General features: G+C 45.2%; 24 protein-coding genes. 13 read left to right on the top strand and 11 right to left on the bottom strand.

Annotated elements, in window-relative coordinates; genetic code table 11:
• Positions 1 to 32: 32 nt before the first annotated feature.
• Positions 33 to 1,898, bottom strand: a complete 1,866-nt coding sequence (locus tag B0I27_RS03960) for a TonB-dependent receptor plug domain-containing protein (RefSeq protein WP_106291659.1) — start codon at positions 1,896 to 1,898, stop codon at positions 33 to 35.
• A 64-nt stretch (positions 1,899 to 1,962) separates the two neighbouring features.
• On the opposite strand from B0I27_RS03960, the gene B0I27_RS03955 reads away from it, so the two are divergent.
• Positions 1,963 to 3,444 carry an aminotransferase-like domain-containing protein gene (locus B0I27_RS03955; protein ID WP_106291657.1) on the top strand — a complete coding sequence of 494 codons (1,482 nt, stop codon included), beginning with the start codon at positions 1,963 to 1,965 and terminating at the stop codon, positions 3,442 to 3,444.
• Between the two features lie 68 nt (positions 3,445 to 3,512).
• On the opposite strand, the gene B0I27_RS03950 is transcribed toward B0I27_RS03955, so the two are convergent.
• A complete protein-coding gene (locus B0I27_RS03950) occupies positions 3,513 to 4,379 on the bottom strand; it encodes a glycerophosphodiester phosphodiesterase family protein (RefSeq protein ID WP_106291655.1) in 867 nt (288 codons plus the stop codon).
• Between the two features lie 257 nt (positions 4,380 to 4,636).
• Between B0I27_RS03950 and B0I27_RS03945 the strand changes: the two genes are divergently transcribed.
• Positions 4,637 to 5,065 (top strand): EamA family transporter, encoded by a 429-nt coding sequence (locus B0I27_RS03945; RefSeq protein WP_106291653.1) that lies wholly within the window; start codon positions 4,637 to 4,639, stop codon positions 5,063 to 5,065.
• 17 nt (positions 5,066 to 5,082) lie between these two features.
• On the opposite strand, the gene B0I27_RS03940 is transcribed toward B0I27_RS03945, so the two are convergent.
• Positions 5,083 to 6,099 (bottom strand): cytochrome d ubiquinol oxidase subunit II, encoded by a 1,017-nt coding sequence (locus B0I27_RS03940; RefSeq protein WP_106291651.1) that lies wholly within the window; start codon positions 6,097 to 6,099, stop codon positions 5,083 to 5,085.
• Complete coding sequence (locus tag B0I27_RS03935; RefSeq protein WP_106291649.1) at positions 6,096 to 7,409, bottom strand: cytochrome ubiquinol oxidase subunit I; 1,314 nt, start codon at positions 7,407 to 7,409, stop codon at positions 6,096 to 6,098. The genes B0I27_RS03940 and B0I27_RS03935 overlap by 4 nt, the downstream gene beginning before the upstream one ends.
• Before the next feature lie 252 nt (positions 7,410 to 7,661).
• Between B0I27_RS03935 and pheS the strand changes: the two genes are divergently transcribed.
• The 6 genes from pheS to B0I27_RS03905 all read left to right on the top strand — a co-directional run bounded on the left by pheS (position 7,662) and on the right by B0I27_RS03905 (position 12,401).
• A complete protein-coding gene (gene pheS, locus B0I27_RS03930; RefSeq protein ID WP_106291647.1) occupies positions 7,662 to 8,696 on the top strand; it encodes a phenylalanine--tRNA ligase subunit alpha in 1,035 nt (344 codons plus the stop codon).
• Positions 8,696 to 9,109 carry a Rieske (2Fe-2S) protein gene (locus tag B0I27_RS03925; protein ID WP_106291645.1) on the top strand — a complete coding sequence of 138 codons (414 nt, stop codon included), beginning with the start codon at positions 8,696 to 8,698 and terminating at the stop codon, positions 9,107 to 9,109. The genes pheS and B0I27_RS03925 overlap by 1 nt, the downstream gene beginning before the upstream one ends.
• A gap of 5 nt (positions 9,110 to 9,114) precedes the next feature.
• Complete coding sequence (locus B0I27_RS03920; RefSeq protein ID WP_106292099.1) at positions 9,115 to 9,693, top strand: TetR/AcrR family transcriptional regulator; 579 nt, start codon at positions 9,115 to 9,117, stop codon at positions 9,691 to 9,693.
• Between the two features lie 347 nt (positions 9,694 to 10,040).
• On the top strand, positions 10,041 to 11,468 hold the full coding sequence (gene rlmD / locus B0I27_RS03915; RefSeq protein ID WP_106291643.1) for a 23S rRNA (uracil(1939)-C(5))-methyltransferase RlmD: 1,428 nt from the start codon (positions 10,041 to 10,043) through the stop codon (positions 11,466 to 11,468).
• A 12-nt stretch (positions 11,469 to 11,480) separates the two neighbouring features.
• Positions 11,481 to 11,879 (top strand): hypothetical protein, encoded by a 399-nt coding sequence (locus tag B0I27_RS03910; protein ID WP_106291641.1) that lies wholly within the window; start codon positions 11,481 to 11,483, stop codon positions 11,877 to 11,879.
• A gap of 12 nt (positions 11,880 to 11,891) precedes the next feature.
• Positions 11,892 to 12,401 carry a phosphoribosyltransferase family protein gene (locus B0I27_RS03905; protein WP_181276669.1) on the top strand — a complete coding sequence of 170 codons (510 nt, stop codon included), beginning with the start codon at positions 11,892 to 11,894 and terminating at the stop codon, positions 12,399 to 12,401.
• Here the strand turns inward: B0I27_RS03905 and B0I27_RS03900 are convergent.
• The 3 genes from B0I27_RS03900 to B0I27_RS03890 are packed head-to-tail and all read right to left on the bottom strand — an operon-like array spanning position 12,389 to position 14,662.
• Positions 12,389 to 12,898 (bottom strand): shikimate kinase, encoded by a 510-nt coding sequence (locus B0I27_RS03900; protein WP_106291637.1) that lies wholly within the window; start codon positions 12,896 to 12,898, stop codon positions 12,389 to 12,391. The two genes, B0I27_RS03905 and B0I27_RS03900, sit on opposite strands and share 13 nt — an antisense overlap.
• 7 nt (positions 12,899 to 12,905) lie before the next feature.
• Positions 12,906 to 14,090: a BT_3928 family protein gene (locus tag B0I27_RS03895; protein ID WP_106292097.1), complete on the bottom strand. Its 1,185-nt coding sequence runs from the start codon at positions 14,088 to 14,090 to the stop codon at positions 12,906 to 12,908.
• 14 nt (positions 14,091 to 14,104) lie between these two features.
• On the bottom strand, positions 14,105 to 14,662 hold the full coding sequence (locus B0I27_RS03890) for a DUF1599 domain-containing protein (protein WP_106291635.1): 558 nt from the start codon (positions 14,660 to 14,662) through the stop codon (positions 14,105 to 14,107).
• 55 nt (positions 14,663 to 14,717) lie between these two features.
• Between B0I27_RS03890 and folP the strand changes: the two genes are divergently transcribed.
• Together folP and cdaA are read left to right on the top strand one after the other, a co-directional pair.
• A complete protein-coding gene (folP, locus tag B0I27_RS03885; protein ID WP_106291633.1) occupies positions 14,718 to 15,584 on the top strand; it encodes a dihydropteroate synthase in 867 nt (288 codons plus the stop codon).
• A gap of 83 nt (positions 15,585 to 15,667) precedes the next feature.
• On the top strand, positions 15,668 to 16,459 hold the full coding sequence (gene cdaA, locus B0I27_RS03880) for a diadenylate cyclase CdaA (protein ID WP_106291631.1): 792 nt from the start codon (positions 15,668 to 15,670) through the stop codon (positions 16,457 to 16,459).
• A 135-nt stretch (positions 16,460 to 16,594) separates the two neighbouring features.
• On the opposite strand, the gene B0I27_RS03875 is transcribed toward cdaA, so the two are convergent.
• Together B0I27_RS03875 and B0I27_RS03870 are read right to left on the bottom strand one after the other, a co-directional pair.
• Positions 16,595 to 17,005: a BrxA/BrxB family bacilliredoxin gene (locus tag B0I27_RS03875; protein WP_106291629.1), complete on the bottom strand. Its 411-nt coding sequence runs from the start codon at positions 17,003 to 17,005 to the stop codon at positions 16,595 to 16,597.
• Positions 17,006 to 17,135: 130 nt separating this feature from the next.
• Complete coding sequence (locus B0I27_RS03870; RefSeq protein ID WP_106291627.1) at positions 17,136 to 17,996, bottom strand: DUF4886 domain-containing protein; 861 nt, start codon at positions 17,994 to 17,996, stop codon at positions 17,136 to 17,138.
• A 178-nt stretch (positions 17,997 to 18,174) separates the two neighbouring features.
• On the opposite strand from B0I27_RS03870, the gene ahcY reads away from it, so the two are divergent.
• From ahcY to gcvP, 3 genes are all read left to right on the top strand, one after another.
• Positions 18,175 to 19,491 carry an adenosylhomocysteinase gene (ahcY, locus tag B0I27_RS03865; protein WP_106291625.1) on the top strand — a complete coding sequence of 439 codons (1,317 nt, stop codon included), beginning with the start codon at positions 18,175 to 18,177 and terminating at the stop codon, positions 19,489 to 19,491.
• A 65-nt stretch (positions 19,492 to 19,556) separates the two neighbouring features.
• Positions 19,557 to 20,291 (top strand): pyridoxine 5'-phosphate synthase, encoded by a 735-nt coding sequence (locus B0I27_RS03860; RefSeq protein WP_106291623.1) that lies wholly within the window; start codon positions 19,557 to 19,559, stop codon positions 20,289 to 20,291.
• Positions 20,292 to 20,623: 332 nt separating this feature from the next.
• Positions 20,624 to 23,506: an aminomethyl-transferring glycine dehydrogenase gene (gcvP, locus tag B0I27_RS03855; RefSeq protein WP_106291621.1), complete on the top strand. Its 2,883-nt coding sequence runs from the start codon at positions 20,624 to 20,626 to the stop codon at positions 23,504 to 23,506.
• 72 nt (positions 23,507 to 23,578) lie between these two features.
• Here gcvP and B0I27_RS03850 read toward each other — a convergent pair whose 3' ends face one another.
• Both B0I27_RS03850 and B0I27_RS03845 read right to left on the bottom strand, forming a co-directional pair.
• Entirely contained in the window at positions 23,579 to 24,286 is a 708-nt protein-coding gene (locus tag B0I27_RS03850; protein WP_106291619.1) for a carbonic anhydrase, read from the bottom strand.
• Positions 24,279 to 25,874 (bottom strand): SulP family inorganic anion transporter, encoded by a 1,596-nt coding sequence (locus tag B0I27_RS03845; protein WP_106291617.1) that lies wholly within the window; start codon positions 25,872 to 25,874, stop codon positions 24,279 to 24,281. Before B0I27_RS03845 ends, B0I27_RS03850 begins: the two co-directional genes overlap by 8 nt.
• Positions 25,875 to 25,955: the final 81 nt, after the last annotated feature.

Below are 25,955 nucleotides of genomic sequence, written 5' to 3'. Positions count from 1 at the left end.
TAAACCAGCGATGCTTTTGATTTTTCTAACCATTAGAAACTCGACAACTTCAGCCCCAGACTGAACCACCTGGAAGGGAGTGGAATGGCACCCACCTCAAAATAGGTGGTATCGAAGATATTCTGAGCATCCAGATAAACCGTAAGCTTATTTATCGATTGACTTACTCTCAGGTCGTTTATAAAATAGGACGGACCGGATATTCTCTCGTTGAAACGAGTCGCGAATAACAGAGAGAAGTTTGCATATTTTATATCGACAGCATTTGTTATTTGATGCTTCAATGAGGATAACAAATACTTCGAATTTAGATCCGGATTACCGTTTTTAAAATCAGAGTCGAGGAACGAATAACCTAAACTGAAGTTCAGCCTGGCCTTCGCAGAGAGACCCCGGGCATAAACCGAGCGAATGTTAAACCCCTTTGTCACCAGCTCTCCCAGGTTATTACTCTGCCATGGATCGGTGGCGACCGCCCTCGTCCAATCTATAAAGTTGCTGATCTTCCTGTGAAAATAGTAGGAGTTGACCGACAAATTTCCCTTGGTAAGCTTAAATCCGAGCTCTCCCTGAAAGGCGCGTTCGGGATCAAGATCAGGATTGCCGATGTTACCCGGTCGTTGGTTCAGGAAGAGGTCGGTAAATGAAGGTATACGCTGACTTGTTCCAATGTTGCCGACAAGCTTAAAGGCTGTTGAAACCTCATAACTGGCATCCACTCCGGGATAGATCTGCCACTTGTAATCCGAGTTATAATTAAGGTATGTCCCGACATTGACATTCAGCTTTTCTAACAGGTAAGTTCTGTACTGCGCGAAAACTCCGAAGTTCTCCCGGCGATGATCACCGATGTTGGACGAACTGATATCCTCACTCCGGGCTTCTGCTCCAAAGCCAATTTCTCCCCTGTTAGTTTTATAAGAGGAATTCACCTCTGCGGCTATAGAACTGGTGTAATGCTGACTCCTGCCGGTATTCAGGTTAGATGAACCGAAGTAACGGTAATCATCGTAATTATACCTGTAACTTAATCTGGGCATTAATGTCCACTTATCCGATAATTGATGTTTAGACTGAACGGAAGCCAAGGTAGTCTGCACGACTTCGAAGGAGTTCCTGTCTCCTGGTGAGGCGTAAAACCCATTTGCGCCGAAGCCATTGTCGATGTATCCAAATGATGCGGTAATTTCATTTGATTCTCCTAACTGGAAGTCACCCAGATAAAGCAGCTTGTTATTTTCAAATCCGGTATTGTACCGGTACCCGTTGCTTTTGTCATGTGAGCCGAAGAGTGAATGCTGATGCTTTTCTTTAGTCAACAAACCCCCGACCTGAATACCCCGTCCATAGAAGCTGTTACCGCTTGCCTCCGAATCTTTTTCGAAGTTTGTACCGGCATAAGTATCGACTAAAATTCCCGACCCGGTTGGTTTTTTCGTGATGATGTTGATCGCTCCGGTCAGACTATTCACCCCGTAAATGCGCGCGGCAGGTCCGCGGATTATTTCAATTCTTTCAATAGCTTCAACCGGAATGGGCAGGTTGAACATGTTATGAGCGGTTTGCATATCAATTACCTTCGTCCCATTTAAAAGAACTACCGTTTGCTCAAAGCTTCCACCATCGATGCTGATGTCGGCCTGACTCCCAAAAGGCCCCCTCTGCCTCAGGTCGACTCCATTGGCATATTGTAATATTTCCTGTATGCTCCTTGCGGGCAGTTTAGCGATAGTTGCCTGATCAATCACATATACGTTCCTGTTTTGTTTTGAGATGGGCGTGCTGAACCTGTTTTCATTGATCACCACTTCGTCAATGGAGATGACGGTATCCCGCTTGCTCTGGGCGTATAAATCACCGCAAATAAGTACGAATAAAGCCAGGTAAATTTTTTCCATATCTTTTGATTTTGGGCAAAAGTAGTACCTTGCCGTACCATTGAGGTGTACCAGTTTCAAGAAAATGAGTAGTCCGGTTTCCATTCCCTTTCAAAGTTACATTCGGCTAAATGCAGATGATAAGACCCCGATCTACCTCCAGATAGTCTTTGAATTTATCAAAGCCATACAAACTGGTTTGCTTCCCGAAGGCACCAGACTCCCCGGTACCCGTTTATTATGTAAACTGCTGTCTGTTAACCGCAATACGCTTATCAAAGCATTCACAGATCTGGAATTACAGGGCTTCATCGAAACGCTGCCCAATAAAGGGACCTTTATATTATCCGATCAGAAACAGAAACCAAAAACCAGGAGGACGGCGCCGACGGAACAATCTTCAGAAACCAGGACAAGCATCACTTTCAGGCAATCCTCTGTACTGGAGAACCCTATCGAGGTCAGCAGCTTAGCCTATCAATTCAACGATGGCTGGCCCGATTTGAGACTTGTACATACGGATGTGCTGGCCAGGCTCTACGTATCAAAACTAAAAAGACAGAAAAACACCGGAGCCTGGCAGCGGATGCAAACACAATCGCACAAGGACTTCAAGAGGCACTTTTCCAATTTCTTAAATCTGACCCGCGGTTTACGCATATCTACATCAAACCTACTTACTACCAGCAGTCATGAGATTAGCTTGTACCTGGTGATTAAATTACTTATCTCAGCGGGCGATAAAGTGGTGGTGGCCTCGCCGGGATACTATCTGTCCAATATGACCTTATCAGATAGTGCTGCACAGATTATTACGATCCCGACTGATCATGAGGGAATAAATACCGATCACCTCCGACGAGTCTGCGAGGAACAAAAAATCAGGGTATTGTATTTAACATCCAATTACCATTATCCTACTACCGTTTCGCTCAGCGCTAAGAGAAGGATGGAAGTTCTTGAGTTAGCCGAACGATATGACTTTGTGATTGTCGAAGACGACTATGATTTCGATTTCCACTACGATAACAATCCCATTTTGCCTTTAGCTGCCTTTGACACCCATAAGAGAGTCGTTTATCTGGGGTCCTTTGCCAGGTCTTTGCCATCAGGTTTTGGTTATGGTTTCGTCACTGCACCCGACGGTTTCATTAAGGAGCTGGAAAAACATCAAAATATTCTGGAGCCTGGAGTAGATATCATCAAAGAACAGGTGCTTACCGAGTGGATACAGGAGGGCGAAGTTCACCGCCTGTCGAAAAAGAACAGAAAGATATATAAAGAGCGCAGAGATCACTTCGTCTCGTTGTTAAAAGAAAATCTTGGACAACGAATTAAGTTCGAAGTACCCTCCCGTGGCCTGGCTATCTGGGTAGAATGGCTTGATAAGTTCAGTTTGGTGAGGTTACAGAAAGAATGTGCAGCAAGGGGTTTGTTCCTCCCCAACACCATCTTATACCAAACCAGAGCCCTTACCGCTACACGTCTGGGATTTGGGCACCTGAACAAAGAAGAGATGGAAACTGCGGTAACGATTTTACGAACGTCTCTACAAGCTATTCGATGAAAGGCAATCGCTTCTTAGCTCGTTAGAGCCAGTTTGAAGCGGTGATCTGGAAGGGATGATGGGACTATTTACAACTTCAAAACGGAATACGGGTAATCTGTACAATAGGCGTTGACACCCAGATTCAGGATCCGGTCGATATCTGCCTTATCATTATTATTTCCGCAGATCAGCTTAAGACCTAATTTCTTGCATTTAGCTACCAGCGCGGCATCAATAAGCGCGGGTGCGGCTGCGTAATAGTCAGGTTGAAAAGTAAAACGGGCCAAATTTTCCTCAAGGGTCCCCTTGTTTACATTGATCATGGTCTGAACGTCAGGAAAATCACGGTTTACGATTTCGAGCGTCCTCTCGTCAAACGATTGAATGATTATACGATCCTCTATTCCCTTCGAAACAATAACCGCCATTAGAAGCTTCACGAACTCTTCGGGCGCCGGCTGTGCGATATTATCTCTGCTTTTGCTTGTCTTTGTTTCGATACTATACCATGGCTTTTTAAGACTGCGCGACTCCACATGTCTTTCTACCGAGTCGATCAAGTCTGCCAATCGCGGAATATATGTCTTAAGGTTTCGCTGATGAGGGAAATCCCTGTGCTGCTTTGAGCCTGCGTCATATTTCCGTATCTCCTCATAAGCCATTTCATAGAAAGGCATCCCCTTGCCGGGCGCAACCTCTTTTCCGGCGGGGTCTAAGGTAATGAGATAGTCGACCCAGGGATCGTGGGAAACAATCGCCTGCTTGTCTGAGCTAAAAGCGATATCCATTTCCAGTATATCTGCACCCTGATGCAATGCATTGATCATTGCCGGAATGGTATTCTCGGGCATCAAACCCCGAAAACCACGATGTGCATAAATGATGGTGTCTTGTTGAGCAAAAGTTGCCAGAGACACAAGCATACCCGAAAATAACAATATTAGACGCTTCATTCTTGATGTTTTAAACTTCGTAAAAGCTTCTTCAGAAATACTTCAAAAGACTGCTAACAGACCAAACTTATTAAAGATTAAGCAGGATAAAACGTCTTTACTGGTTGTGAAATATAATATAATATTGACTGAACATTAACTTAACATCCGGCTTCTTTCATTCTGAAACGCTTTATATCACATTCTCTCAAGCAAAAGCGTGAGGTATCTGTTGAATAGTCCTATACAACAAACACCTTAAAAAACATCATCGCAATATGTGGATATTCTGGGCGCTAGGGGCTGCTATAGCCGCGGCTTTAGTTATCGTGTTAACGAAAGCCGGTTTAAAAAACGTTGATTCGAGTCTGGCTTTCGCCATTCAGTCGGTATTTATCTTCTTGATATGCTGGGGTGTTATTCTGGTGCAAGGAAATTTCGGCGACTTGAAGCAAATTGATAATAAGGCATGGATTATGCTAATCGCGGCAGGGGTAGCCACTACACTTTCTACCCTGTTTTCTTTCAAGGCACTATCTATGGGTCCCGCGTCATACGTGGTGACGATCGAACGCCTGTCGCTCGTTTTTGCAATCATACTTTCGATCATTTTTCTGAAGGAAAAGGTGACTTGGCAGCTCCTGACAGGCGCCGCAATAATGGTTGCAGGGGCCGTGCTGGTAGCTTTGTCGGAATCTAAAGACTAAGATCGCCAAACAACAATCTATCCATGCACGTTAGCCTTCCTTTTCTGGAAGCTGTAAATCAGATAAAAGAGTGCCGGAAGGATAAAAATACTTCCTATCAGCAGAGCCCAGCCCAGAGTCTCGATAGACTTATCGTGACCTCTGTGTTCCAATAGCGAAAGATAGCCGCCGTTCTTCAGGATAACGATGTTGGGGAAGTGCCTGTAGGTAGTGGTGAAAAGAATCATGGTTACCTGAAATCCAGCCAGGATACGGATACCCTTACTTTCGCCTTTATAAAGCATATACCAAAGGAGGATAAGGGAAAGTGTCGCCGCAATGATCGCCAGGGTGCCATAGATATTTCCGAAGACCCAGTCCAAGAGCGGTATCTGCTCGTAAGTAGCGGCCAGGAACACCAGGGCTCCGCATACAACGGCGGCAATATTGAGTTTGAGGGCCTTGCTTACAAACATTCTCTTTTCCTCTTTGCTGTCAGTCTCGCCAATCAAATATATCGCTGCGAGGAAACCGCAGATGGTGACGGTGAACAAACCTACGGAGACAGAGAACCAGTCGAGCCAGCTATAGATGTAAGCTGAAAGGAAGTCGGTCGCCTCAGGGTCTATTCTCCCCGATACGGCGCTTCCGGCAATAATACCCAGGAAAAGCGGAGTTATGAAGCTCGAATAAGCGAAGATGCGGTTATAGACATGCTGCATATCGTCGACCACCGCATCATAATGGCGAAAAGTGAAGGCCGTTCCGCGGGCGATGATTCCCAGCAACATGACGGTCAATGGGATATGCATATTAACAGACATGGTAGAGTAGATCTCAGGAAAGCCGACGAAAAGAATTACAATGGCTATGATCAGCCACATATGATTGGCTTCCCATACCGGACCGATGGCTCTGTAAAGCGTTATGCGGGTGCGTTCTTTATTGCTTTTTGACGTAAACAGTTCAATAATGCCAGCGCCATAATCTGCGCCACCCAATAAAAGGTACAACCAAATTGCTGCCCAAAGAAAGGCTATTACGACGTATATCATGGCTGATTATCATAAAGTTTGTCGACCATCTTAATCTGGCGATACAGCATAAAGATGACAATAATGGAGAGGGACACGTATATCGCCGTGTACATATAAAACGAATAGATGATGCCTGGCATTGGCGTCACAGCGTCGGCTGTTCTCATTACGCCGTGGATGATCCAGGGTTGACGACCTACCTCTGTGACCGTCCAGCCAGCTTCTACAGCAATATAACCCATAGGCGTTGCCGCAACAAAGAGCTTCAGCAACCACCTGCTCGTAAGCCATTCCGGTTTCTTCCACAGGGCGACGAAATAAATAATGGAGATCAGGAGCATGATCATCCCCAGTCCCACCATAATCTGGAAAGCATAATGAGTAACCGCTATAGGTGGCTGTTCATCTTCGGGGATCTGGTCCAGGCCCGTCACAGGTGTCTTGAAATCACCATGAGCGAGGAAGCTCAGCATCCCGGGAAGCTTGATGGCATATTTTACTTCTTTCTTTTCTTCATCCACTATGCCACCCAATATCAGCGGTGCAGCTTCTTCTGTGTGGAAATGAGCTTCCATTGCGGCCAGCTTAGCAGGTTGGCGCTGTGCGACATCTTTGGCAGATATATCTCCACTGAGGGGTTGTAAAACGGCCGCAACCGTGGCAAAAATGGCTGCAATCTTAAAAGCCTTGTTGTGAAAGCGTATATTCTTTCCTTTAAGAATCATTAGTGCATGCAGGCCGGCCACTGCGAATCCGGTGGCGACAAAGGCGGCGATGCACATATGGAGCGCCTGCGAGAACCATGCATCGTTGAACATGGCTGCAACAGGGTCAATGTTGATATATTCTCCGTTTACATAGTCAAAACCTGCGGGACTGTTCATCCAGGCATTCGCTGCAACGACAAGAATGCCAGATGCAAGTCCACTGACCCCTACAATCACCCCGGTGAACCAGTGAAACCAGGGATTAAAGCGGTCCCAGCCGTAAAGGAAGAAACCCAGGGCAATGGCTTCGATAAAGAAGGCAGTACCTTCAAGGGAGAAGGGCATACCAAAAATTGGCCCTGCGTGCTTCATAAACTCCGGCCACAGGAGTCCCAGCTCAAACGATAATACGGTGCCCGATACGGCGCCGGTGGCGAAAAGTATCGCTACGCCTTTGCTCCAGGCTTTCGTAAGATTTTTGTAGATCTCATCTTTTGTGCGCAGCCAATAAAAGTGAGATACCGCCATAAAAAAAGGCATTACCATACCGATACAGGCGAAGATGATATGAAATCCGAGCGATAGCGCCATCTGAGACCGGGCGGCCATAAAGTCATCCATAATTGCAAGAAATATGCGGCCAAATTACCAAATTAATACTATAAAGAAACGCATTCTGGCGTTTATGTTACCTTAAAACGCAGTTGCTTTAGAACTCCCTGAGAGAAAGGAATTATTGAATACGGCGTTGAGCCGGGAGAGTGTCGTGCGTATATGCGTATATTTTTATAATTTTGTATCCATTAAGGTTTCAGCACGCTTTTTCAGCATGAAAGCCCTAATTTCAGACATAAATATTACTATATTTCAAAAATGCAGGCACAGATCACCCAATATACTTCCGAAATACTCGCTTTCGAACCTAAGTCGGCTGAAGAACTTGAAGCATTCAGAATAAAATTTCTGGGCACTAAAGGTATCATCAAGGACTTGTTTGACCAGTTTAAAGCTGTTTCTCCCGAGGAAAAGCGTTTACTTGGTAAAGTCTTGAATGAATTCAAGAAAGTTGCTGAAGAAAGACATCAGCAGTTTAAGGATGAGTTGGAAGCTGGTTCGGGCGCAGATGAGGCCATTGCAGACCTTACTCTGCCGGGAGAGGGCTACGAAAATGGTTCCCGTCATCCGCTGAACCTCGTACGTTCGGAGATCATCGAGATTTTCAAGAAGCTTGGCTTTACGGTGGCTGAAGGTCCGGAGATTGAAGATGACTGGCATAACTTCTCTGCATTGAACTTTCCTCAGGAGCACCCTGCGCGGGATATGCAGGATACGTTCTTTATTAACAAGGATGCGGTGAACGGTGATATTGCTCTTCGTACGCATACTTCATCCGTACAGGTTCGTATGATGGAAAACGGTCAGCCGCCTTTCCGTTCGATTATGCCGGGGCGGGTTTACCGTAACGAAGCGATCTCCGCGCGTGCACATTGCTTCTTCCATCAGGTAGAGGGATTGTATATCGATGAGAATGTTTCTTTCGCCGACTTGAAACAGACCTTGTTTTATTTTGTTCAGGAGATGTTTGGAGAAGGAACGAAGGTTCGTTTCCGCCCTTCGTATTTCCCATTTACGGAGCCTTCTGCAGAAATGGATATCTCATGCACCATTTGTGCAGGAAAAGGATGTCCTCTTTGCAAGGGTAGCGGCTGGGTAGAGATCCTGGGTTGCGGCATGGTGGATCCTAACGTTTTGGAAAACTGCGGAATTGACAGCAAAAAATATACAGGTTACGCCTTCGGTATGGGTATTGAAAGAATTACGAACCTTAAATATCAAATAAAGGACTTGCGCCTGTTCTCTGAAAATGATGTTCGCTTTTTGAAGCAGTTCCAAAGCGAAATCGTATAATGATGGGAAGGGTACTTTTGTTAGGAATATGGCTACTTCTTGCTTCCTGTGGCAAGGATCCTTCAGGAGTACCTGACGTTCCGGTTAACTTCCGGGCATCTTTGGGCAACCCGGCATATTCAGGATTGAACTATGCGGGTAATCATGTAGAAGTTTCGGGGTATGGGGTCGCCGGATTGATCTTATACCGCTCGGCATTTGGCGGACTGATGGCTTACGATCGTTGCAGCACCGTCAATCCGGAGAAAAAATGTGCTATCAATGTGGATGATACAGGAATAACAGCTACTGATCCGTGCAGTGGTGGCATCTTCTCGCTGGAAGACGGCATTCCACAAAAGGACCCAGCGAAAAAGCCGCTTAAGACGTATTATGTTAGTGAAAACAATGGAATAATCTCCGTAAGCAATTAATGGAAATGGAAGTTGACAAAGTAAAGGAGAATATAATTGAAGCCTCACATGAGTTGTTCCGCAGATACGGCTACCATAAGACGAGTGTAAACGAAATTGCTAAGAAGGCGAAGATTGCCAAAGCCACCATATACAAGTATTTTGACAGCAAAGAGGTTTTGCTTCACTACATCCTCATGGACGAACTGAAGCAGAGCGTTGACGAAATGATCGACTCGGAATACAATGTTAACGATATTGAGGCCTATCTTTCCAAACTTATCTTTAAAACCTGCAGACTTACCTACACCATTTGCAATGAATTTATTGGCTGGGACTTCATCAGAGAGTCGGCTAATTCACAAGGATTTCTTAAGCTTTTATCCGATGACCTGGAGAAGCTGTTGATCAGATCTTTTCAGGAAACAATGCCGGTTAAAAAGAACGAAAGCCATGCTGCGGGAATCCGCTTCCTTATTAAAGCGAGCAAAAGCATTGTATTTTCTTATGCGTTTACGTCGGTCAGCGACGCTGATGTACGTAAAAACTTTGTGAATTTCCAGAAAGAGATTCTCCCCTACCTCGTAAAAGCGGCGATTAGATAAACATCTAAGTATCAAATTACGTTATACTAAATACCAGATCGGTATTCGTTTGCGTTTTCATGTTACAGATATAAGGAGGGTTGTCATGAGTAAAGAGATTACAGATTTTTCAAACAGCATTGACGAGCAGTTCGATTTCAGAGAGCCATTTAAAAGCTTTGCGGGATTGCTGTTAAGGTTATTTTTCTGACATCAGGTGTCGAAGTGATTCGTTTCCATAGGGATTATTGTGCCCTTGTCCTTCTATTTATCCTTTAAAAATTCCCCACTCCAAAAATTACTTTAATTTTGCGCTTCACCGGGTCGTCGGTCTGACAATCTGCGGTGTGTATATTATATAATTTTACATGAGAAGAAAGCCTGCTGAGAAGAAGCGCATAGAAAATGTCCTGGTTACCGATATAGCCGAAGAAGGAAAAGGTCTCGGAAAAGCCGAAGAACTGGTCATCTTTATTGAAAAAGCTATACCCGGCGACGTGGTCGACATTGAGCTCTTCCGGAAGAAGAAGAACTTTGGAGAAGCAAAGGTGACACGGATAGTAAGTCCTTCAGAATACCGCACTCAGCCATTCTGCGAACATTTTGGTGTTTGCGGGGGCTGCAAGTGGCAGCACATGACCTATGATGCTCAGCTGAAGTTCAAACAGAAATCGGTAAATGACGCACTTGAACGCCTGGCTAAGATCGATACCACACCGACTGAAACTATATTGCCTTCATTTGAAACGCGCTATTACCGCAATAAGCTAGAATATACATTCTCTGACAAGCGCTGGCTGACCGACGAGGATGTTGCCAGCGATGAAGAGCATAACATGAATGCCCTTGGGTTCCACGTGCCACTTCGGTTCGACAAGATTCTGAATATCGAGACTTGCTATCTTCAGGGCAGTCCTTCCAATGAGATCAGGAACAGCATCCGCAAGTTTGCGCTCGACAATGCCATATCGTTCTACAACCTGCGTAATCATGAAGGAGCCTTGAGAAATCTGATCATCCGTACATCCACTACCGGTGAGATCATGGTGATCGTGGTATTTGCTTATGCAGATCAGGACGAGATACAGAAGATGATGGAGCATGTGCAGGCAACATTCCCGCAACTGACGTCTCTTCTTTATATCATCAATCATAAGAAAAATGACACGATTTTCGACCAGGACATTCATGTGTTTGCGGGTCGGGATTACATCTTTGAAGAAATGGAAGGGCTGACCTTTAAGATCGGTCCGAAGAGTTTCTATCAAACGAACTCTCTCCAGGCTTATGAGCTTTACGCCTTAACAAGGCAGTTTGCAGGATTTAAAGGTGATGAACTGGTTTATGACCTTTACACCGGCGCGGGCACGATTGCTAACTTTGTAGCGAGACACGTAAAAGAGGTTATCGGCATTGAATACGTACCGACAGCAATTGAGGATGCCAAAGTAAATTCTTCCTTAAACGGCATTACCAACACCAAATTCTATGCCGGAGACATGAAGGATGTATTAACCCCGCAGTTTGCCGAACAACATGGTAACCCTGACGTTATTATAACCGATCCACCGAGAGCGGGAATGCATGCTGATGTGGTACAGCGTTTACTGGAGATGGAGGCACCGAAGATTGTTTATGTGAGCTGTAATGCTGCGACGCAGGCAAGGGACATCGCGCTGTTAAAGGAGAAATACGACACCACACGCATCAGGCCGGTAGATATGTTCCCGCATACGCAACACGTGGAGAACGTGGTGTTACTGGAATTACGTAAGGCTGTTGATGCGGTAAATTAAGATCGGATAAATATGGAATTAAAAGATTTGATCAACCAGTCGGACTCTGAAGGAGGCAATAATCCGGAAAAGGAAAGCCCTTTAAAGAGCCTGGAGAAAGACCTTAAGTTTTATAGTGAGTCTATCAGAGAGGTTTCTATGGAGATTATTAACGAGGGACTTTCCGAATACCCCATTTTTGCGGCCCATCAGCATGAGCTGAACCTGGGCGAACTGATATTGGACAGGACTGATCTTGGCACAAGCTGGTCCATTCAGGCTTCCACCCTGGATGAATTCATTCAAAAGGGAATTATTCACCGGGAAAAAAAAGACCGCTTTATCAAGACCTATAAGAATCCTGAAGATTTTATCTGCCTGTTCGTAGTTGTTCCGGAAGGAGCTAATTTTGTATTCTACCCTTATCATTAATCTGTATAAATCATGACGAACGAAGTAATCATTCTGAACCAAAAACAAATCGAACAGAAGATCACCCGGATTGCTTACCAGCTATGGGAAGACAACCTGGACGAAAAAGAACTGGTTATTGCCGGCATCGTTGATTATGGGTATATCCTTGCAGAACGAATCAAAAATAAGCTGGAGGAGATCAGCGGTATAAAAATTACTTTGATGAAGATCATCATGGATAAGAGCAGCACATTCTTACAGGCACAGACTGGTTTGCCTGTGGAGGAGTGCGCAGACAAGGTTGTGATCCTGGTAGACGACGTGGTTAACCGCGGTAGAACGATGGCGTATGGCATCGGTATATTCCTGGATATTCCGGTGAAGAAACTGCGTACCGTTGCTTTGGTTGACAGAAGCCACAGAGTGTTTCCGGTTTCGCCGGACTATACCGGTTTGGAGCTATCAACCGTTATTAAGGAACATGTTGACGTGGTAATTTCTAATCAGCCGGATACCGAAGATGTAGTTTATTTGCGTTGATCGGAGATTGTCGTCCAGAGTTTATCTGCGGTCAGACCTAAGCCTGAGGCTATGATTTGTGCCTTGCCGTAAAAGGGCTCTCGTTCATCAAGCTTCCCGGCAATAAAACTGATTAGTGCTTCTCCCTTATGATCTTTCAGTACCGGCCTCACCTCTTCCGCCTTTTCAAGGCGGCTGGCAAGAGCCGCAGGAGGCAGAGAAATATAAACGGTCAGCCCTTCTTTGTTCATCCATTCCATATTATCAAAATAGCAGGGGGCACCTCCGCCTGTGGCGATGATAGAATTTTCGGGAAACTTCGTTGACTGCAGTACATCGCGTTCCAATTCGCGGAATGCCGCTTCTCCATGCCTGGCGAAGTATTCGGGGATAGTTTTCCCGGCCGCTTGCTCGATAACTTTGTCGAGATCTATAAATGTAAACCCGGTTTTAGATGCTAACTTTTTGCCAAGGGTTGTTTTACCGCAGCCCATGAATCCTATTAGAAATATTGCCATTCTGCTGTTACTTAAGCTGCCTTAGATACCGTGATTCAAGCTCGTTATATGTCGGGAGCGTGTGGAAGTGCCACTTGTTAATGACTACGCCATTTTTAAGAAGAAGCAGTCCGGGATTAGAACGCACTATACTCTTAAGCGGCACTGCATCGGCATTGAAGACCTCCATCATCAGCTTATGTTTCTTACTATATAATTCTGCGGCCTCCGAAGTAGTGGAGGTTAGCAATACGGTGCGGACGTTGTAATTTTCGGCAGCATTGATGGCTATTGCGTTAATATCGCCCATACCCTTTTCATCGGCTTTGTTCAGATTATAGGCTACTACGACCAGGTTGTAATAGGGATTTTCAATAATTTCGGAGGTATAGTCGGTACCCTGACTGTCGGCAATGATCAGATCACGAATCTTGGGTTCATAGCCTTTTTTCAGAAGCTGATTCTGAGGTTCGCCTACAATTTGCCAATTCGCATCTTTCCAGATCTCCGTTTTGAGGTATTCCTTATCGGTCATCTTCTGTGTTTCGCCGCTTTTCTTGTGCTTCAGCGAATAGGTGATAACATACTCGTCTTTGGGGGCACCTGGTGGAATGCGCATGTTTTCAGGAAGATTAGCACCCACATGGTACGGGAGGAAGTCGACAAATGGAAGGTAATTATAGGTATAGATTCCTACACCGAAAGAAAAAACAACCGCAATAGCCATAAGCGCATTCATGAGTCCTTTGGAGGAAAAGAGTGGCTGTATGTATTTTCGTTTTATAAAGATGAATGCAATGAGTGCTAAAAGGACGAGATCCTTCAGAAAAGACTGCCATGGTGTAAGGGGAATGGCGTCTCCGAAGCATCCGCAGGATTTAACAACGTCAAAAGCGGCGGACCAGAATGTAAGGAAGGTAAAGAAGACAATCAGCAATAGCAATCCCCAACTCACCTTTTGAGCTTTGTAGCCCAATAGCAATGCAATACCAAGAATAATTTCCAGTGCGCAGACCGTGATGGATATGGCGGCAGCATAGTCGTTCAGGAAGGTAGTATGAAAGACCTCGAAATATTCCTGTAATTTGTACCCAAAACCCAGGGGGTCGTTGGCCTTAACCAGACCCGAAAAAATAAACAGTAAGCCTACAAACAGGCGGCAAAACCACAACAGATATTGCGGACGGGAATTTAGTTTCGTTGAGGCGTTCATCATACTTCCTTTATTTATTCATCACTACTGCTTTCGGTACCCATTCTGATGAGGGCAAAAACAGCGTAGTTCAGCATATCCTGGTAATTGGCTTTCACTCCTTCGGAGGCGAGCGTTTGTCCCTCATTATCCTCAATCTGCTTTACGCGCAGGATTTTCATCAGGATCAGATCGGTCAGAGAGCTGATACGCATGTCTCTCCAGGCCTCTCCATAGTCATGGTTCTTCGCGAACATCAGATTTTTGGTTTCATTTACCAAGCGGCTGTACTTCTCTTGCACCTCAGTTACTTCAAGTTCCATGGACGCGTCGTCGCTCAGCTCCAGCTGCATCATAGCGATCACACAGTAGTTGATGATACCGACGTATTCTGAATGGATGCTCTCTCCTACTTTGGAGACTTTCTTTTCCTCGAGCGTGCGGATTCGCTGTGCTTTGATGAAAATCTGGTCTGTTAGTGAGCTGACGCGTAATATTCGCCACGCCGTACCATAGTCTTTTGTTTTTTTCAGAAATAGGTTACTGCAATATTGGATGACTGAATCGTACTCAAGGGAGGTATTGTGTGCCAAAATATTTGTTTATTTGATTAAAAGGTGAATTAACCTGTATTTTGTATTCTTAATAATGAACGATAAAAGTACGTCTTTTCAGCAAAAGAAAACCATTAATGCCGGTGGGAGTCTCATAGATTTTACAATACCGCGTGTTATGGGGATTCTTAATATCACACCGGATTCTTTTTACCAGGGAAGCAGGACGCCGGCAACGGATGAGGCGCTGAGGCGTGCTGAAAAGCTTTTGTCGGAAGGCGCTACGATGCTGGACATTGGAGCGTACTCTACCCGGCCGGGGGCAACCGAAGTTTCGGAAGCGGAAGAGGTGGAGCGCATTGTGCCCGTCATTCAGGCTCTAACCAGGAAATTCCCTCAAGCTATCCTGTCTGTAGATACTTTCAGGGCCTCGGTAGCGAAGGCTTCTATCGACGCGGGTGCTCACATGATCAATGATATTTCTGGAGGAGACCTGGATCCGCTGATGTTTGAAACCGTAGCACGACTGAAGGTTCCCTATATTTTGATGCATATGCGAGGCACCCCCCAAACGATGACCGGCCTAACCGGGTACCAGGATATTTTTGCGGAGGTTTTGTCGTACTTTTCTGAGCGGATAGCCCGTTTAAAGGCCCTGCATGTACACGATATCATTCTGGATCCGGGTTTTGGATTTGCCAAGGATGCCGAAGAAAACTTCTTATTATTGAATCAGATGGAGAAATTCTCGATATGCGGACTTCCGGTACTGGCGGGATTATCGCGTAAGAGAACGATCTGGAAGACTCTGGGTATTACCAGCGAGGAAGCGCTGAACGGCACGACGGTGCTGAATACGGTGGCTTTGCTAAAGAACGCCGCTATTCTGCGGGTGCATGACGTGAAGGAAGCAATGGAGGCGGTAAAGCTTGTGCAGTGCCTGCGAGGGCAGAAATTTTGATTTATCTAAAGCTATTTATTATCTTCGGACGATACACAACACACCCTAAAACACCCTGTTCCGGGCGCCTAAAGTTTACATAGATGGACCGTTTTGATCTCAGTTTTCTTCAATTGCGCTTTCTTGATATCATCGATATCATCCTGGTGGCCGTTATCATTTATTATGTGTATAACCTCATCCGCGGCACTATTGCGGTAAACATTGTACTCGGTCTGATCATTATTTATTTGGTTTATATCGTCACTGAACAGTTGAAGATGCAACTGCTGAGCCATATTTTGGGAGGCTTTGTCAGCGTCGGTTTCCTGGCACTGATCATTGTCTTTCAGCAGGAGATCAGACGGTTTCTACTATTAATCGGAAAAAACGCTGCGCTGCATAGGAATAAGCTCTGGAAGACTTTCCTCCCGGGAAATAAGGAGCAGGAGAACATTAATGAGCCAGCTATCAAGCATATCATTGATGCCTGCAAAACGATGCAACATAGCCGTACCGGCGCGCTGATTGTCTTCGCGAAGTTCTTCGACGACCAATATTACCAGAATACGGGCGAGCCCATAGATGCATATATTTCTAAACGTCTTATCGAAACGATATTTAAGAAGAACAGTCCGCTTCACGACGGCGCCATGGTCATTTCGGAAGGCAAGATCAAATGTGCGAGTTGTATTCTGCCGGTAAGCGATAACATCAAGCTTCCTGCCCAGTTTGGATTGCGGCATAGAGCCGGAATTGGGATAACGGAGATGAGCGATGCGGTGGCGATAATTGTTTCGGAAGAGACGGGGCAGCTGGCTTATGCGAAGCAGGGCCGGGTTCGTATGGATGTGAACTACAACGATCTGGAAGAGATGCTGACAAGGGATATCTAGATTCAAAATACAGGATCCGGAGGTACCGGACCCTGATTATGATGTTTAGTAGTATTCAGTACTTTATCAGCAACAGAGGCTAGGCAACGCTTTTCTTTGCTGTACTGTTCTTGTTTGTATGGCAGTACTGGTTTCTTAGCAATATTGCTCGAATGCGCTAACCAGATTGTCGGCGATCATTTGAGCCGGACGGCCTTCTATTTGATGACGCTCAATCATATGTACTAACTTTCCGTCTTTAAAAAGTGCCATTGCTGGTGATGACGGAGGGTAAGGCGCCATATAAGATCTGGCTTTATCCACCGCTTCTTTCTCCACACCTGCAAAAACAGTAATTAATTTAGCGGGGTGCTTCTCATTTCCGGCAGCCATCTTCGCTGCAGGGCGTGCATTAGCAGCAGCACATCCGCACACGGAGTTAACTACAACAAACACAGTACCTTCAGACTCGATTGCCGCACTTACTTCTTCAGCAGACTTCAAATCCTGAAATCCGGCTCCTACAAGATCTTCCCTCATTGGGGCAGTTAAATATTCTGGATACATAATTTTTATTTACAGTTTAAGAATACAAAAATAAGGGTTCCTGAGAAAAGCGAATCAAATCTTTGTCACATTTAGGGATAAAGATTTGATTCGGATATTTCAAGCAGGTATTCAGACCAGCTGAATGTACTTATAGTTTAGCTTTTGCCAGGGAAGTCACTTTATCAGGCCGGCGTATGGCATAATGGGCAGCGTGCTGGGCGATATTTGCCTGTTCCCTTGTAATCGTTTCAGGGATGTAGGTATTACCGACAGGGCTCTTTCCGGTTAGTGCTTCCAACCAGGTGCATGCGGCGGTGTACCGTCCGTAAGTTAGCTGCAGATGATAGCCGTCTCTTGTCAGACTATCACCGATGACACTGGTTCTCGCGTTCTGGATGGCCGTACCTGCGGGAATGAGGATCTTGAGCCTCTGAACCTTTTCCGTCACTTCATTCGTCGCTTTTACTATTGCCTTGAACATCTGGTCCTGATCGTTCTGATAATTTGCAAAACCTTTGTGGGGAGAATTCTTAGCATAAGCCCAGGTGCGGTGAAATATGTATTTCACTTTGGGATTGAGGGCATGTGCAGCGACATAGTCCATCAGGTTAGGCAGATGTGGAAAATAGGATTGTGCCAGACCTGAGTAAGGGCTTGCTTGCTGGAAGCTGATATAATCCCAGGGCTCATCTTTGATACCGTAGGATAGGGTTTGTCCGGGCGTTACTGTCTTTTTGCCGCCTACTATTTTTCTGTATGAATAATTTGCTGCGTTGGAAGCAGCGTTCGCACTGTGGGTCTCCAGCGAGCAACCACCGATGTAGAGGTTGCCAATCACGAGGCTGTCGCCGGCCGCCTTAGCAAGGTCATAGAGATAGTTCTCCACTGCATCTTCGGAGAAGCTGTTTCCTATGGTCAATATCCTGATTACGTCCCTGGCGTCAGCGCCCAGGCCGCAGAAAATGAACAGAATGATTAGCAGGAGATACTTGTTGAGGTATTTTTTCACAATCGAATGATTTAGGCGAAAGATAAGGAAAAGTAAGAAATGAATGGCGAATTGTAAAAGCGGAGTTGGTGCGGGCGGGAAATGTCAGGCCAAAATCCTTAATTACAGGAGTTCCCGGCGTCTTTGATATTGGCTAAACTATTGCGTAATTTTGTGGCAAACAATAACATTATAATCTATGTCATCAGTAGAGACAACTTACGTTCCTTACAAAGTTAAGGACATTACCCTGGCAGACTGGGGTCGCAAAGAAATCGGTTTAGCAGAGTCTGAAATGCCTGGACTAATGGCTCTTCGCGCTGAATTCGGCCCTTCTAAGCCATTGAAAGGCGCCCGTATCGCGGGATGTCTTCATATGACGATTCAGACTGCCGTATTGATTGAAACATTGGTTGAACTGGGTGCTGACGTTACCTGGTCTTCTTGCAATATCTTCTCCACTCAGGATCATGCTGCTGCTGCAATCGCTGCTGCAGGCATTTCTGTTTATGCATGGAAAGGACTTACTGAGGAAGAATTTAACTGGTGTATTGAGCAGACTCTTTATTTCGGCGAGGATCGCAAACCTTTGAACATGATCCTGGATGATGGTGGTGATTTAACCAATATGGTGTTTGATCAGTTCCCTGAACTGATCCCCGGTATTAAAGGTCTTTCTGAAGAAACTACAACAGGTGTTCACAGACTTTATGACCGCATGAAGAACGGAACGCTTCATTTGCCTGCTATTAACGTGAACGACTCGGTTACTAAATCGAAGTTTGATAATAAGTACGGCTGTCGCGAATCATTAGTTGACGCGATTCGTCGTGCTACTGACGTAATGATGGCTGGTAAAGTAGCTGTTGTTGCAGGCTATGGCGACGTTGGCAAGGGTTCTGCAGAATCGTTGCGCAGTTCTGGCGTTCGTGTTATTGTAACAGAGATCGACCCTATCTGTGCGCTTCAGGCGGCAATGGAAGGCTTTGAGGTGAAAAAATTGAGCACGGCTATCGCTGAGGCTGACATCGTTGTTACTTGTACCGGTAACTGCAATATCGTTCGCGGCGAGCATTTCAAAGCGCTGAAAGATAAAGCGATCGTTTGTAATATCGGTCACTTCGACAATGAGATTGACATGGCGTGGCTGAACGGCAACTATGGCGATACCAAAGTAGAAATCAAACCACAGGTAGATAAGTACACGATTGACGGGAAAGACGTAATTATTCTTGCTGAAGGCCGCCTGGTTAACCTGGGATGTGCAACTGGCCACCCTTCTTTTGTTATGTCTAATTCATTTACGAATCAGACGCTTGCGCAGCTCGAGCTGTGGATGAATACAGACCAGTATGAGAACCGTGTTTACACGCTACCTAAGCACCTTGATGAAAAGGTAGCAAGACTTCACCTGGCAAAGATCGGCGTAGAGCTGGATGTGCTGGATCAGGAGCAGGCTGATTATATCGGTGTTGCTGTTGACGGCCCTTACAAGCCCGAAGCCTACAGATACTAATACGCTGTTCAGATATTTAATTTATAGAAAGATGCTTACCTTTGGTGGCATCTTTTTTTTTATCCATGGATCAACATTCTCAGACTAAGCTTTCCGTTAATATCAACAAAATTGCTACCCTTCGTAACTCCCGTGGTGGCAACAATCCGGATCTTGTTAAAACGGCACTCGACTGTGAATCTTTTGGTGCGCAGGGAATTACGGTTCATCCCCGTCCCGACGAGCGGCATATCCGCTATCAGGATGTTTTTGATCTTAAGGCGGCGATCTCCACGGAGTTTAATATTGAGGGAAACTGCCAGGAGGAGTCTTTTGTGCAGCTTGTACTGGCGAACAAGCCGGCTCAGGTTACGCTTGTTCCGGATGCCCTGGGACAAATTACATCTAACCATGGCTGGGATACCATCAAGCATGGTCAGTACCTCAAAGAGATTATTGCGGTATTTAAGGACGCCGGTATCCGGGTTTCCATATTCGTTGATCCGGATCCTCGAATGGTTGAAGCGGCTGCGCTTACGGGGACCGACCGCATTGAGCTTTATACGGAGGCGTATGCGAAGAACTATTTTGTAAATAAGGAGCTTGCCATAGCGCCTTACATACAGGCTGCGCGGACTGCCCAGCAAGTTTCTCTGGGCCTTAATGCCGGCCATGATCTAGACCTGCATAACCTCCGTTACTTTGCTCAGAATATTCCGGGACTACTAGAAGTAAGTATTGGACACGCTTTGATTTGCGACTCATTATACTTTGGACTGGAAGCCACTATTGGTCGTTATCTTGATCAATTAAGAGGATAAGTTTCTGTTATATTCCCCATACCGGACGACTTTAAGCAGCAGAGCTCGCCTTTTCGTGCAACTTCGATCAGAGAAAGCTTGTTCTAACTCCTTTTGTTTAAAAAAGACACTCCAAAGAATTAAGTGTTTTCACCTTTATTAACAGTCAATTGTTTTTCTTTTCGGAATTCTTGGATAATTATATAAGGAATTTGAAGGCTCATGAAATTTTCAGGATTTTCCCGCTTAAGTAATTGTACTTAAAAGAATTATACGAATTAAAAAAAACGGTCGTTCTGGCTTAATCCAGCGCATTTTCATACCTTTGCAGTATCCCAATATCATTCCGTTTCATGAATTTAAATATTGATTTCAAAGAAAAATTTGAATCGCGTCACATAGCTCCTGATCAGGAAGCAACTACACAGATGCTTTCACAAATAGGAGTCGACTCACTTGATGAGCTCATTCAACAAACTGTGCCTGCACAGATCAGATTGAAAGAACCATTAAATCTTCCTGCTGCAAAAAGCGAATTTGACTACTTAAATGACTTGAGGCAAGCTGCTTCAAAAAATAAAGTTTTCAAGTCTTTTATCGGAAAAGGATATTATGATAATATCACCCCTCCCGTTATCCTAAGAAATATCTTCGAAAACCCAGGATGGTATACGCAATATACGCCTTACCAGGCTGAGATATCGCAAGGCCGTTTACAGGCATTGCTGAATTTCCAGACAATGGTTATTGACCTGACCGGGATGGAGATCGCAAACGCTTCGTTGCTTGACGAGGGCACTGCTGCTGCTGAGGCCATGTTTATGCAGTACAGCCTCCGCAAAAATCAGAAGGCGAATGTATTCTTTGTTTCAGAAGACATTTTCCCTCAAACTATAGATATTCTGAGAACACGTTCTGCTCCTTATGGAATTGAGCTGCTTGTTGGAAGCCATGAAACGGTGGAACTTGATGATCGCATGTTTGGTGCGATAGTGCAGTACCCTTCAGGAAAAGGTATTGTCTACAACTATAGCGACTTCGCTTCGAAGGCGCATGCTTTGAATATCAAACTGACAGTTGTCGCTGATATCCTAAGCCTGACCGTATTAACTCCTCCGGGAGAATGGGGTGCAGACATTGTTGTCGGTTCTACCCAACGTTTTGGAATTCCAATGGGATTTGGCGGACCACATGCAGCATTCTTCGCTACTAAGGACGAATATAAACGCAGTATGCCCGGAAGAATTATCGGCGTGACGGTTGACTCTTCGGGGAATTATGCATTGCGTATGGCCTTGCAGACCAGGGAGCAGCATATTCGTAGGGACAAGGCGACATCGAATATATGCACGGCTCAGGCATTGCTGGCCATTATGGCCGGGATGTATGCAGCTTATCACGGACCTAAGGGGCTTGGCAATATTGCAGGCCGGATTCATGGTCTGGCATCCCTGCTTGCCTCTTCGCTGGAAGAGCTGGAATACAAACAACTGAATTTGACTTTCTTTGATACCATACGCTTTGATCTGGGCAATCTGACTGGCCCTATTCATGCTGAAGCCATCAACAACCTTTGTAACTTCGACTTCAATGGCTCTGAGGTATGCATCTCTCTTGATGAGACGACTTCAATCGAGGACGTTAAGACCATCGTTCGCTTCTTCGCAAAGGTGAAGGGAAGAAACCTGAATGAGCTTAACTTCGAGGACTTGATCCTGGGAGTTTCTTCCAGAATTCCTGCGGAGCTGGAAAGAAGCAGTACATTCCTCACGCATCCTGTATTTAACGACCATCATTCTGAGCATGAAATGCTCCGCTATATCAAATCTTTGGAGGCCAAGGACCTTTCATTGTGCCATTCTATGATTCCATTGGGATCTTGCACAATGAAGCTGAACGCTACAACAGAAATGATTCCTGTTACCTGGGCTGAATTTAGCAAGATTCATCCATTTGCTCCTACCGATCAGGTGGGTGGATATATGCAGATCTTATCTGAGCTTAACGACTGGCTTAGCGAGATTACCGGCTTCGCAGCAATGAGCCTCCAACCTAACTCAGGTGCACAGGGCGAGTATGCGGGCTTAATGGTGATCAGAGCGTATCACGCTGACCGCAATGACCACCATAGAAATATCGTGCTTATTCCCTCTTCAGCACATGGAACAAACCCTGCATCCGCAGCTATGGCTGGTATGAAGGTAGTGGTGGTTAAATGTGATGAGAATGGAAATATTGATGTGGAAGACCTGAAAACCAAGGCTGTTCAGCATAAAGATGACCTTTCTTGCCTGATGGTAACCTATCCTTCCACTCATGGGGTTTTCGAAGAGTCCATTATCGAAATATGCGAAGTCATTCATGAGAATGGCGGACAAGTATATATGGACGGCGCGAACATGAATGCTCAGGTTGGACTCACCAGTCCTGCATCTATCGGTGCTGACGTTTGCCACCTGAACCTGCATAAGACCTTCTGTATCCCTCACGGAGGTGGCGGACCAGGCATGGGCCCTATAGGTGTAGCTAAACACCTGGTTCCTTTCCTACCGGGTCATACCGTAGTCGACATTAACAATGACCATTCTATACCAGCTGTATCTGCAGCACCATGGGGATCAGCCTCTATATTGCTGATTTCTCACGCGTATATCGCCATGATGGGTGCTGAAGGATTAACGAATGCTACTAAGTACGCTATTCTGAACGCGAACTATATAAAATCCAGGCTAGAGGACCACTATCCGGTACTTTATTCAGGAAGCATGGGAAGGTGTGCACACGAGATGATCCTTGATTGCCGCTCATTTAAGAGTGCGGGTGTAGAAGTAACAGACATTGCGAAGAGACTTATGGACTATGGCTTCCATGCTCCAACAGTATCTTTCCCTGTAGCTGGAACACTCATGGTTGAACCTACTGAATCAGAACCTAAGCATGAATTAGATCGCTTTTGCGATGCCATGATAGCAATCCGGGCGGAGATAGAGGAAGTTTTAACAGGATCAGCCGACAAGCACAACAACATCCTGAAGAATGCACCTCACACATCAGCTGTTGTAACAGCAGACAACTGGGATAAAGAATATAGCCGCCAAAGGGCTGCATTTCCCCTGCCATACATTGCTGAACGCAAGTTTTGGCCGTCAATTGGCCGTGTTAATGAGACCCACGGCGACCGTACACTGATCTGCTCTTGCCCTCCTATCGAGGCTTATTCAGAGCTCGAGGCATAAACCTCATATAGCTAAAACGCAATAAGGCCCGTTGCAACAGCAACGGGCCTTATTGCGTTTTAGCTATATATTTTAATGTGCTTGTGGCACCTGATTTTTAGCAAGATCAAATACTTTGCCCAAATTTCCAGAAGTGCTGCAGCTTACGTGCATATCCTTTACTCTTCCGGTACTAATATCGACAACCCACCCATGAATCTGAAGGTCAATTCGCTCTTCCCATGCGTTCTGAATGATAGTAGTTTTACACAAGTTAAATACCTGTTCGATAACATTAAGTTCGACAAGGCGCTTGGCGCGGGCTTTATCGTCAGTGATCAGGTCCAGCTCATGTGAATGAAGCCGGTAAACGTCTTTAATATGTCTCAACCAGTTGTCGATTAAGCCAAATTGCCTGTTGCTCATAGCCGCTTCAACACCTCCGCAACCATAATGCCCGGCTACGATTACATGTTTAACTTTCAATACATTGACTGCGTAGTCAAGCACACTCAACATATTCATGTCAGAGTGCACGCAGACGTTTGCGATATTCCGGTGTACAAATACTTCCCCTGGCTTGGTATTGGTAACCTGGTTGGCTGGAACACGGCTATCTGAACAGCCAATCCATAGAACATCGGGTCTTTGACCTGATGCAAGCTTCTTAAAATACTCAGGATCCTGTTCCAGTTCTCTCTCAACGAAGAGCTTGTTTCCTTCTAATAATTGCTCATACGTGCGGATCTGAGTATCTTGTAGCTCTTTGACCGTAGATGTTGATATATTTTCTTTAGACATTCTCGTGTACTTTTTCAGGTTTGTAAATCATTTCTTTTAGTTGAGGGACATCGTACCGGTGCTTGATATTTTCCAGCTTCACGATGATCGCCCTCGAGTAGGCATTATGCTTGAAGTTATGTATTACCTCGAGCACATCAGGGTCGATGTATTTTGAATTGGTTCCATCGATTATTACATCCGACTCAGGCGGTAGATTGTTAAGGGTGTATGAAATAGCTGCCTTGTTGAGGAACGATACCTCTTCAGACAATGTAATCCGGATCACATCCTTATTTCCTTTGCTGCTAATGGTATAGAAGTAAGGATTACGCATGTTATTGCGAAGAATAAAGAATACACCGATCACCATTCCGATAGCAACACCTTTCAGCAGATCTGTAAATACAACCGCTAAAATCGTCACGATAAATGGAATAAACTGACCTTTCCCTTCACGCCACATCTTCTTGAACAGTGCAAGTTTGGCAAGCTTAGAACCTGTGAATATCAATACCGCAGCGAGACAAGACAGTGGAATACTATTGATCAATCCAGGGATTAGCAATAACGAGGCTAAAAGCCACAAACCGTGAAGCATGCTACTTGCCTTCGTTTTACCGCCTGAATTAACGTTGGCTGACGACCGTACAATTACCGCTGTTAGTGGCAATCCACCAACTAGACCACAGATCAAGTTACCTGTTCCTTGTGCTACCAATTCGCGGTTTGTCGGAGAAACTCTTTTATAGGGGTCTATCTTGTCTACTGCTTCTAAACTGAGCAGGGATTCGAGACTGGCGACAATAGCAATTGTAAATGCTACAGTCCATACTGTTGGGTTGGATATCTGACTAAAATCAGGTGTCATAAACAGACCCGTGAATTCGCTGAAGGAATTTACAACAGGTACTTGCACCAGGTGAATAGCGGCAATCTCGAAAGAAGTCCCTTTAAATGCGAAGTTTAAAGCAATCCCGATAATCACCACAACGAGGGGTGCAGGAACTACATTAACCTTCTTTATTTTGCTCCAGTATATTAAAACAAGTAGCGAAAGAACACTGATGATTATGGCCCCTGGGCTGATCATACTCAGGGCGTCTGAAATTCCCGAAATGGTATTTGATCCGCCAGACTGGAAGCTTTCACTCCCTTCGAAGTCCGCATTATATCCTAACGCGTAGGGTATCTGCTTCATGATTAGAATGATACCAATTGCTGCTAGCATTCCCTCTATTACCGATGAAGGGAAAAAGTTGGCTATCGTACCAGCCTTCATAAAGCCTAATGCGACCTGAAGAATACCCGCTATCACCAATGCGAGTAAGAATATTTCGTATCCTCCGAGCTGAGCGATTGAAGTAAAAACTATTACGGTAAGGCCGGCGGCAGGTCCGCTGACACTTAATTGAGAGCCGCTTATTGCGGCAACCACTATACCTCCGATGATTCCGGTTAACAAACCGGCAAATAATGGGGCTCCAGAAGCAAGAGCGATTCCCAGGCATAATGGTAATGCAACCAGGAAGACGACAAGACTTGCAGGGAGGTCCTTCTTTAAATTTTGAGCTGAGAAATATTTCCCAAGGCCTTTTGATGCAGGCATAAATAATCTGCTATTAAGTAGAACAATCCTATTAATTAATAATGACGATATCAGCAAGCTGATAATAAATTAAAAAAAGGA

The sequence above is a fragment of the Arcticibacter pallidicorallinus genome, assembly GCF_003002875.1.
Taxonomy (GTDB): Bacteria; Bacteroidota; Bacteroidia; order Sphingobacteriales; family Sphingobacteriaceae; genus Arcticibacter; species Arcticibacter pallidicorallinus.
This window is presented reverse-complemented; position numbering and strand designations above follow the sequence as displayed.

Coding starts and splice junctions, on each gene's coding strand:
- pheS (WP_106291647.1), top strand. CDS start 7,662: ATGCAGGCACAGATCACCCAATATACTTCCGAAATACTCGCTTTCGAA.
- B0I27_RS03955 (WP_106291657.1), top strand. CDS start 1,963: ATGAGTAGTCCGGTTTCCATTCCCTTTCAAAGTTACATTCGGCTAAAT.
- gcvP (WP_106291621.1), top strand. CDS start 20,624: ATGAATTTAAATATTGATTTCAAAGAAAAATTTGAATCGCGTCACATA.
- B0I27_RS03910 (WP_106291641.1), top strand. CDS start 11,481: ATGGAATTAAAAGATTTGATCAACCAGTCGGACTCTGAAGGAGGCAAT.
- folP (WP_106291633.1), top strand. CDS start 14,718: ATGAACGATAAAAGTACGTCTTTTCAGCAAAAGAAAACCATTAATGCC.
- B0I27_RS03875 (WP_106291629.1), bottom strand. CDS start 17,005: ATGTATCCAGAATATTTAACTGCCCCAATGAGGGAAGATCTTGTAGGA.
- B0I27_RS03920 (WP_106292099.1), top strand. CDS start 9,115: ATGGAAGTTGACAAAGTAAAGGAGAATATAATTGAAGCCTCACATGAG.
- B0I27_RS03950 (WP_106291655.1), bottom strand. CDS start 4,379: ATGAAGCGTCTAATATTGTTATTTTCGGGTATGCTTGTGTCTCTGGCA.
- B0I27_RS03905 (WP_181276669.1), top strand. CDS start 11,892: ATGACGAACGAAGTAATCATTCTGAACCAAAAACAAATCGAACAGAAG.
- B0I27_RS03960 (WP_106291659.1), bottom strand. CDS start 1,898: ATGGAAAAAATTTACCTGGCTTTATTCGTACTTATTTGCGGTGATTTA.
- B0I27_RS03860 (WP_106291623.1), top strand. CDS start 19,557: ATGGATCAACATTCTCAGACTAAGCTTTCCGTTAATATCAACAAAATT.
- B0I27_RS03925 (WP_106291645.1), top strand. CDS start 8,696: ATGATGGGAAGGGTACTTTTGTTAGGAATATGGCTACTTCTTGCTTCC.
- B0I27_RS03945 (WP_106291653.1), top strand. CDS start 4,637: ATGTGGATATTCTGGGCGCTAGGGGCTGCTATAGCCGCGGCTTTAGTT.
- B0I27_RS03900 (WP_106291637.1), bottom strand. CDS start 12,898: ATGGCAATATTTCTAATAGGATTCATGGGCTGCGGTAAAACAACCCTT.
- B0I27_RS03895 (WP_106292097.1), bottom strand. CDS start 14,090: ATGAACGCCTCAACGAAACTAAATTCCCGTCCGCAATATCTGTTGTGG.
- rlmD (WP_106291643.1), top strand. CDS start 10,041: ATGAGAAGAAAGCCTGCTGAGAAGAAGCGCATAGAAAATGTCCTGGTT.
- B0I27_RS03845 (WP_106291617.1), bottom strand. CDS start 25,874: ATGCCTGCATCAAAAGGCCTTGGGAAATATTTCTCAGCTCAAAATTTA.
- ahcY (WP_106291625.1), top strand. CDS start 18,175: ATGTCATCAGTAGAGACAACTTACGTTCCTTACAAAGTTAAGGACATT.
- cdaA (WP_106291631.1), top strand. CDS start 15,668: ATGGACCGTTTTGATCTCAGTTTTCTTCAATTGCGCTTTCTTGATATC.
- B0I27_RS03940 (WP_106291651.1), bottom strand. CDS start 6,099: ATGATATACGTCGTAATAGCCTTTCTTTGGGCAGCAATTTGGTTGTAC.
- B0I27_RS03850 (WP_106291619.1), bottom strand. CDS start 24,286: ATGTCTAAAGAAAATATATCAACATCTACGGTCAAAGAGCTACAAGAT.
- B0I27_RS03935 (WP_106291649.1), bottom strand. CDS start 7,409: ATGGATGACTTTATGGCCGCCCGGTCTCAGATGGCGCTATCGCTCGGA.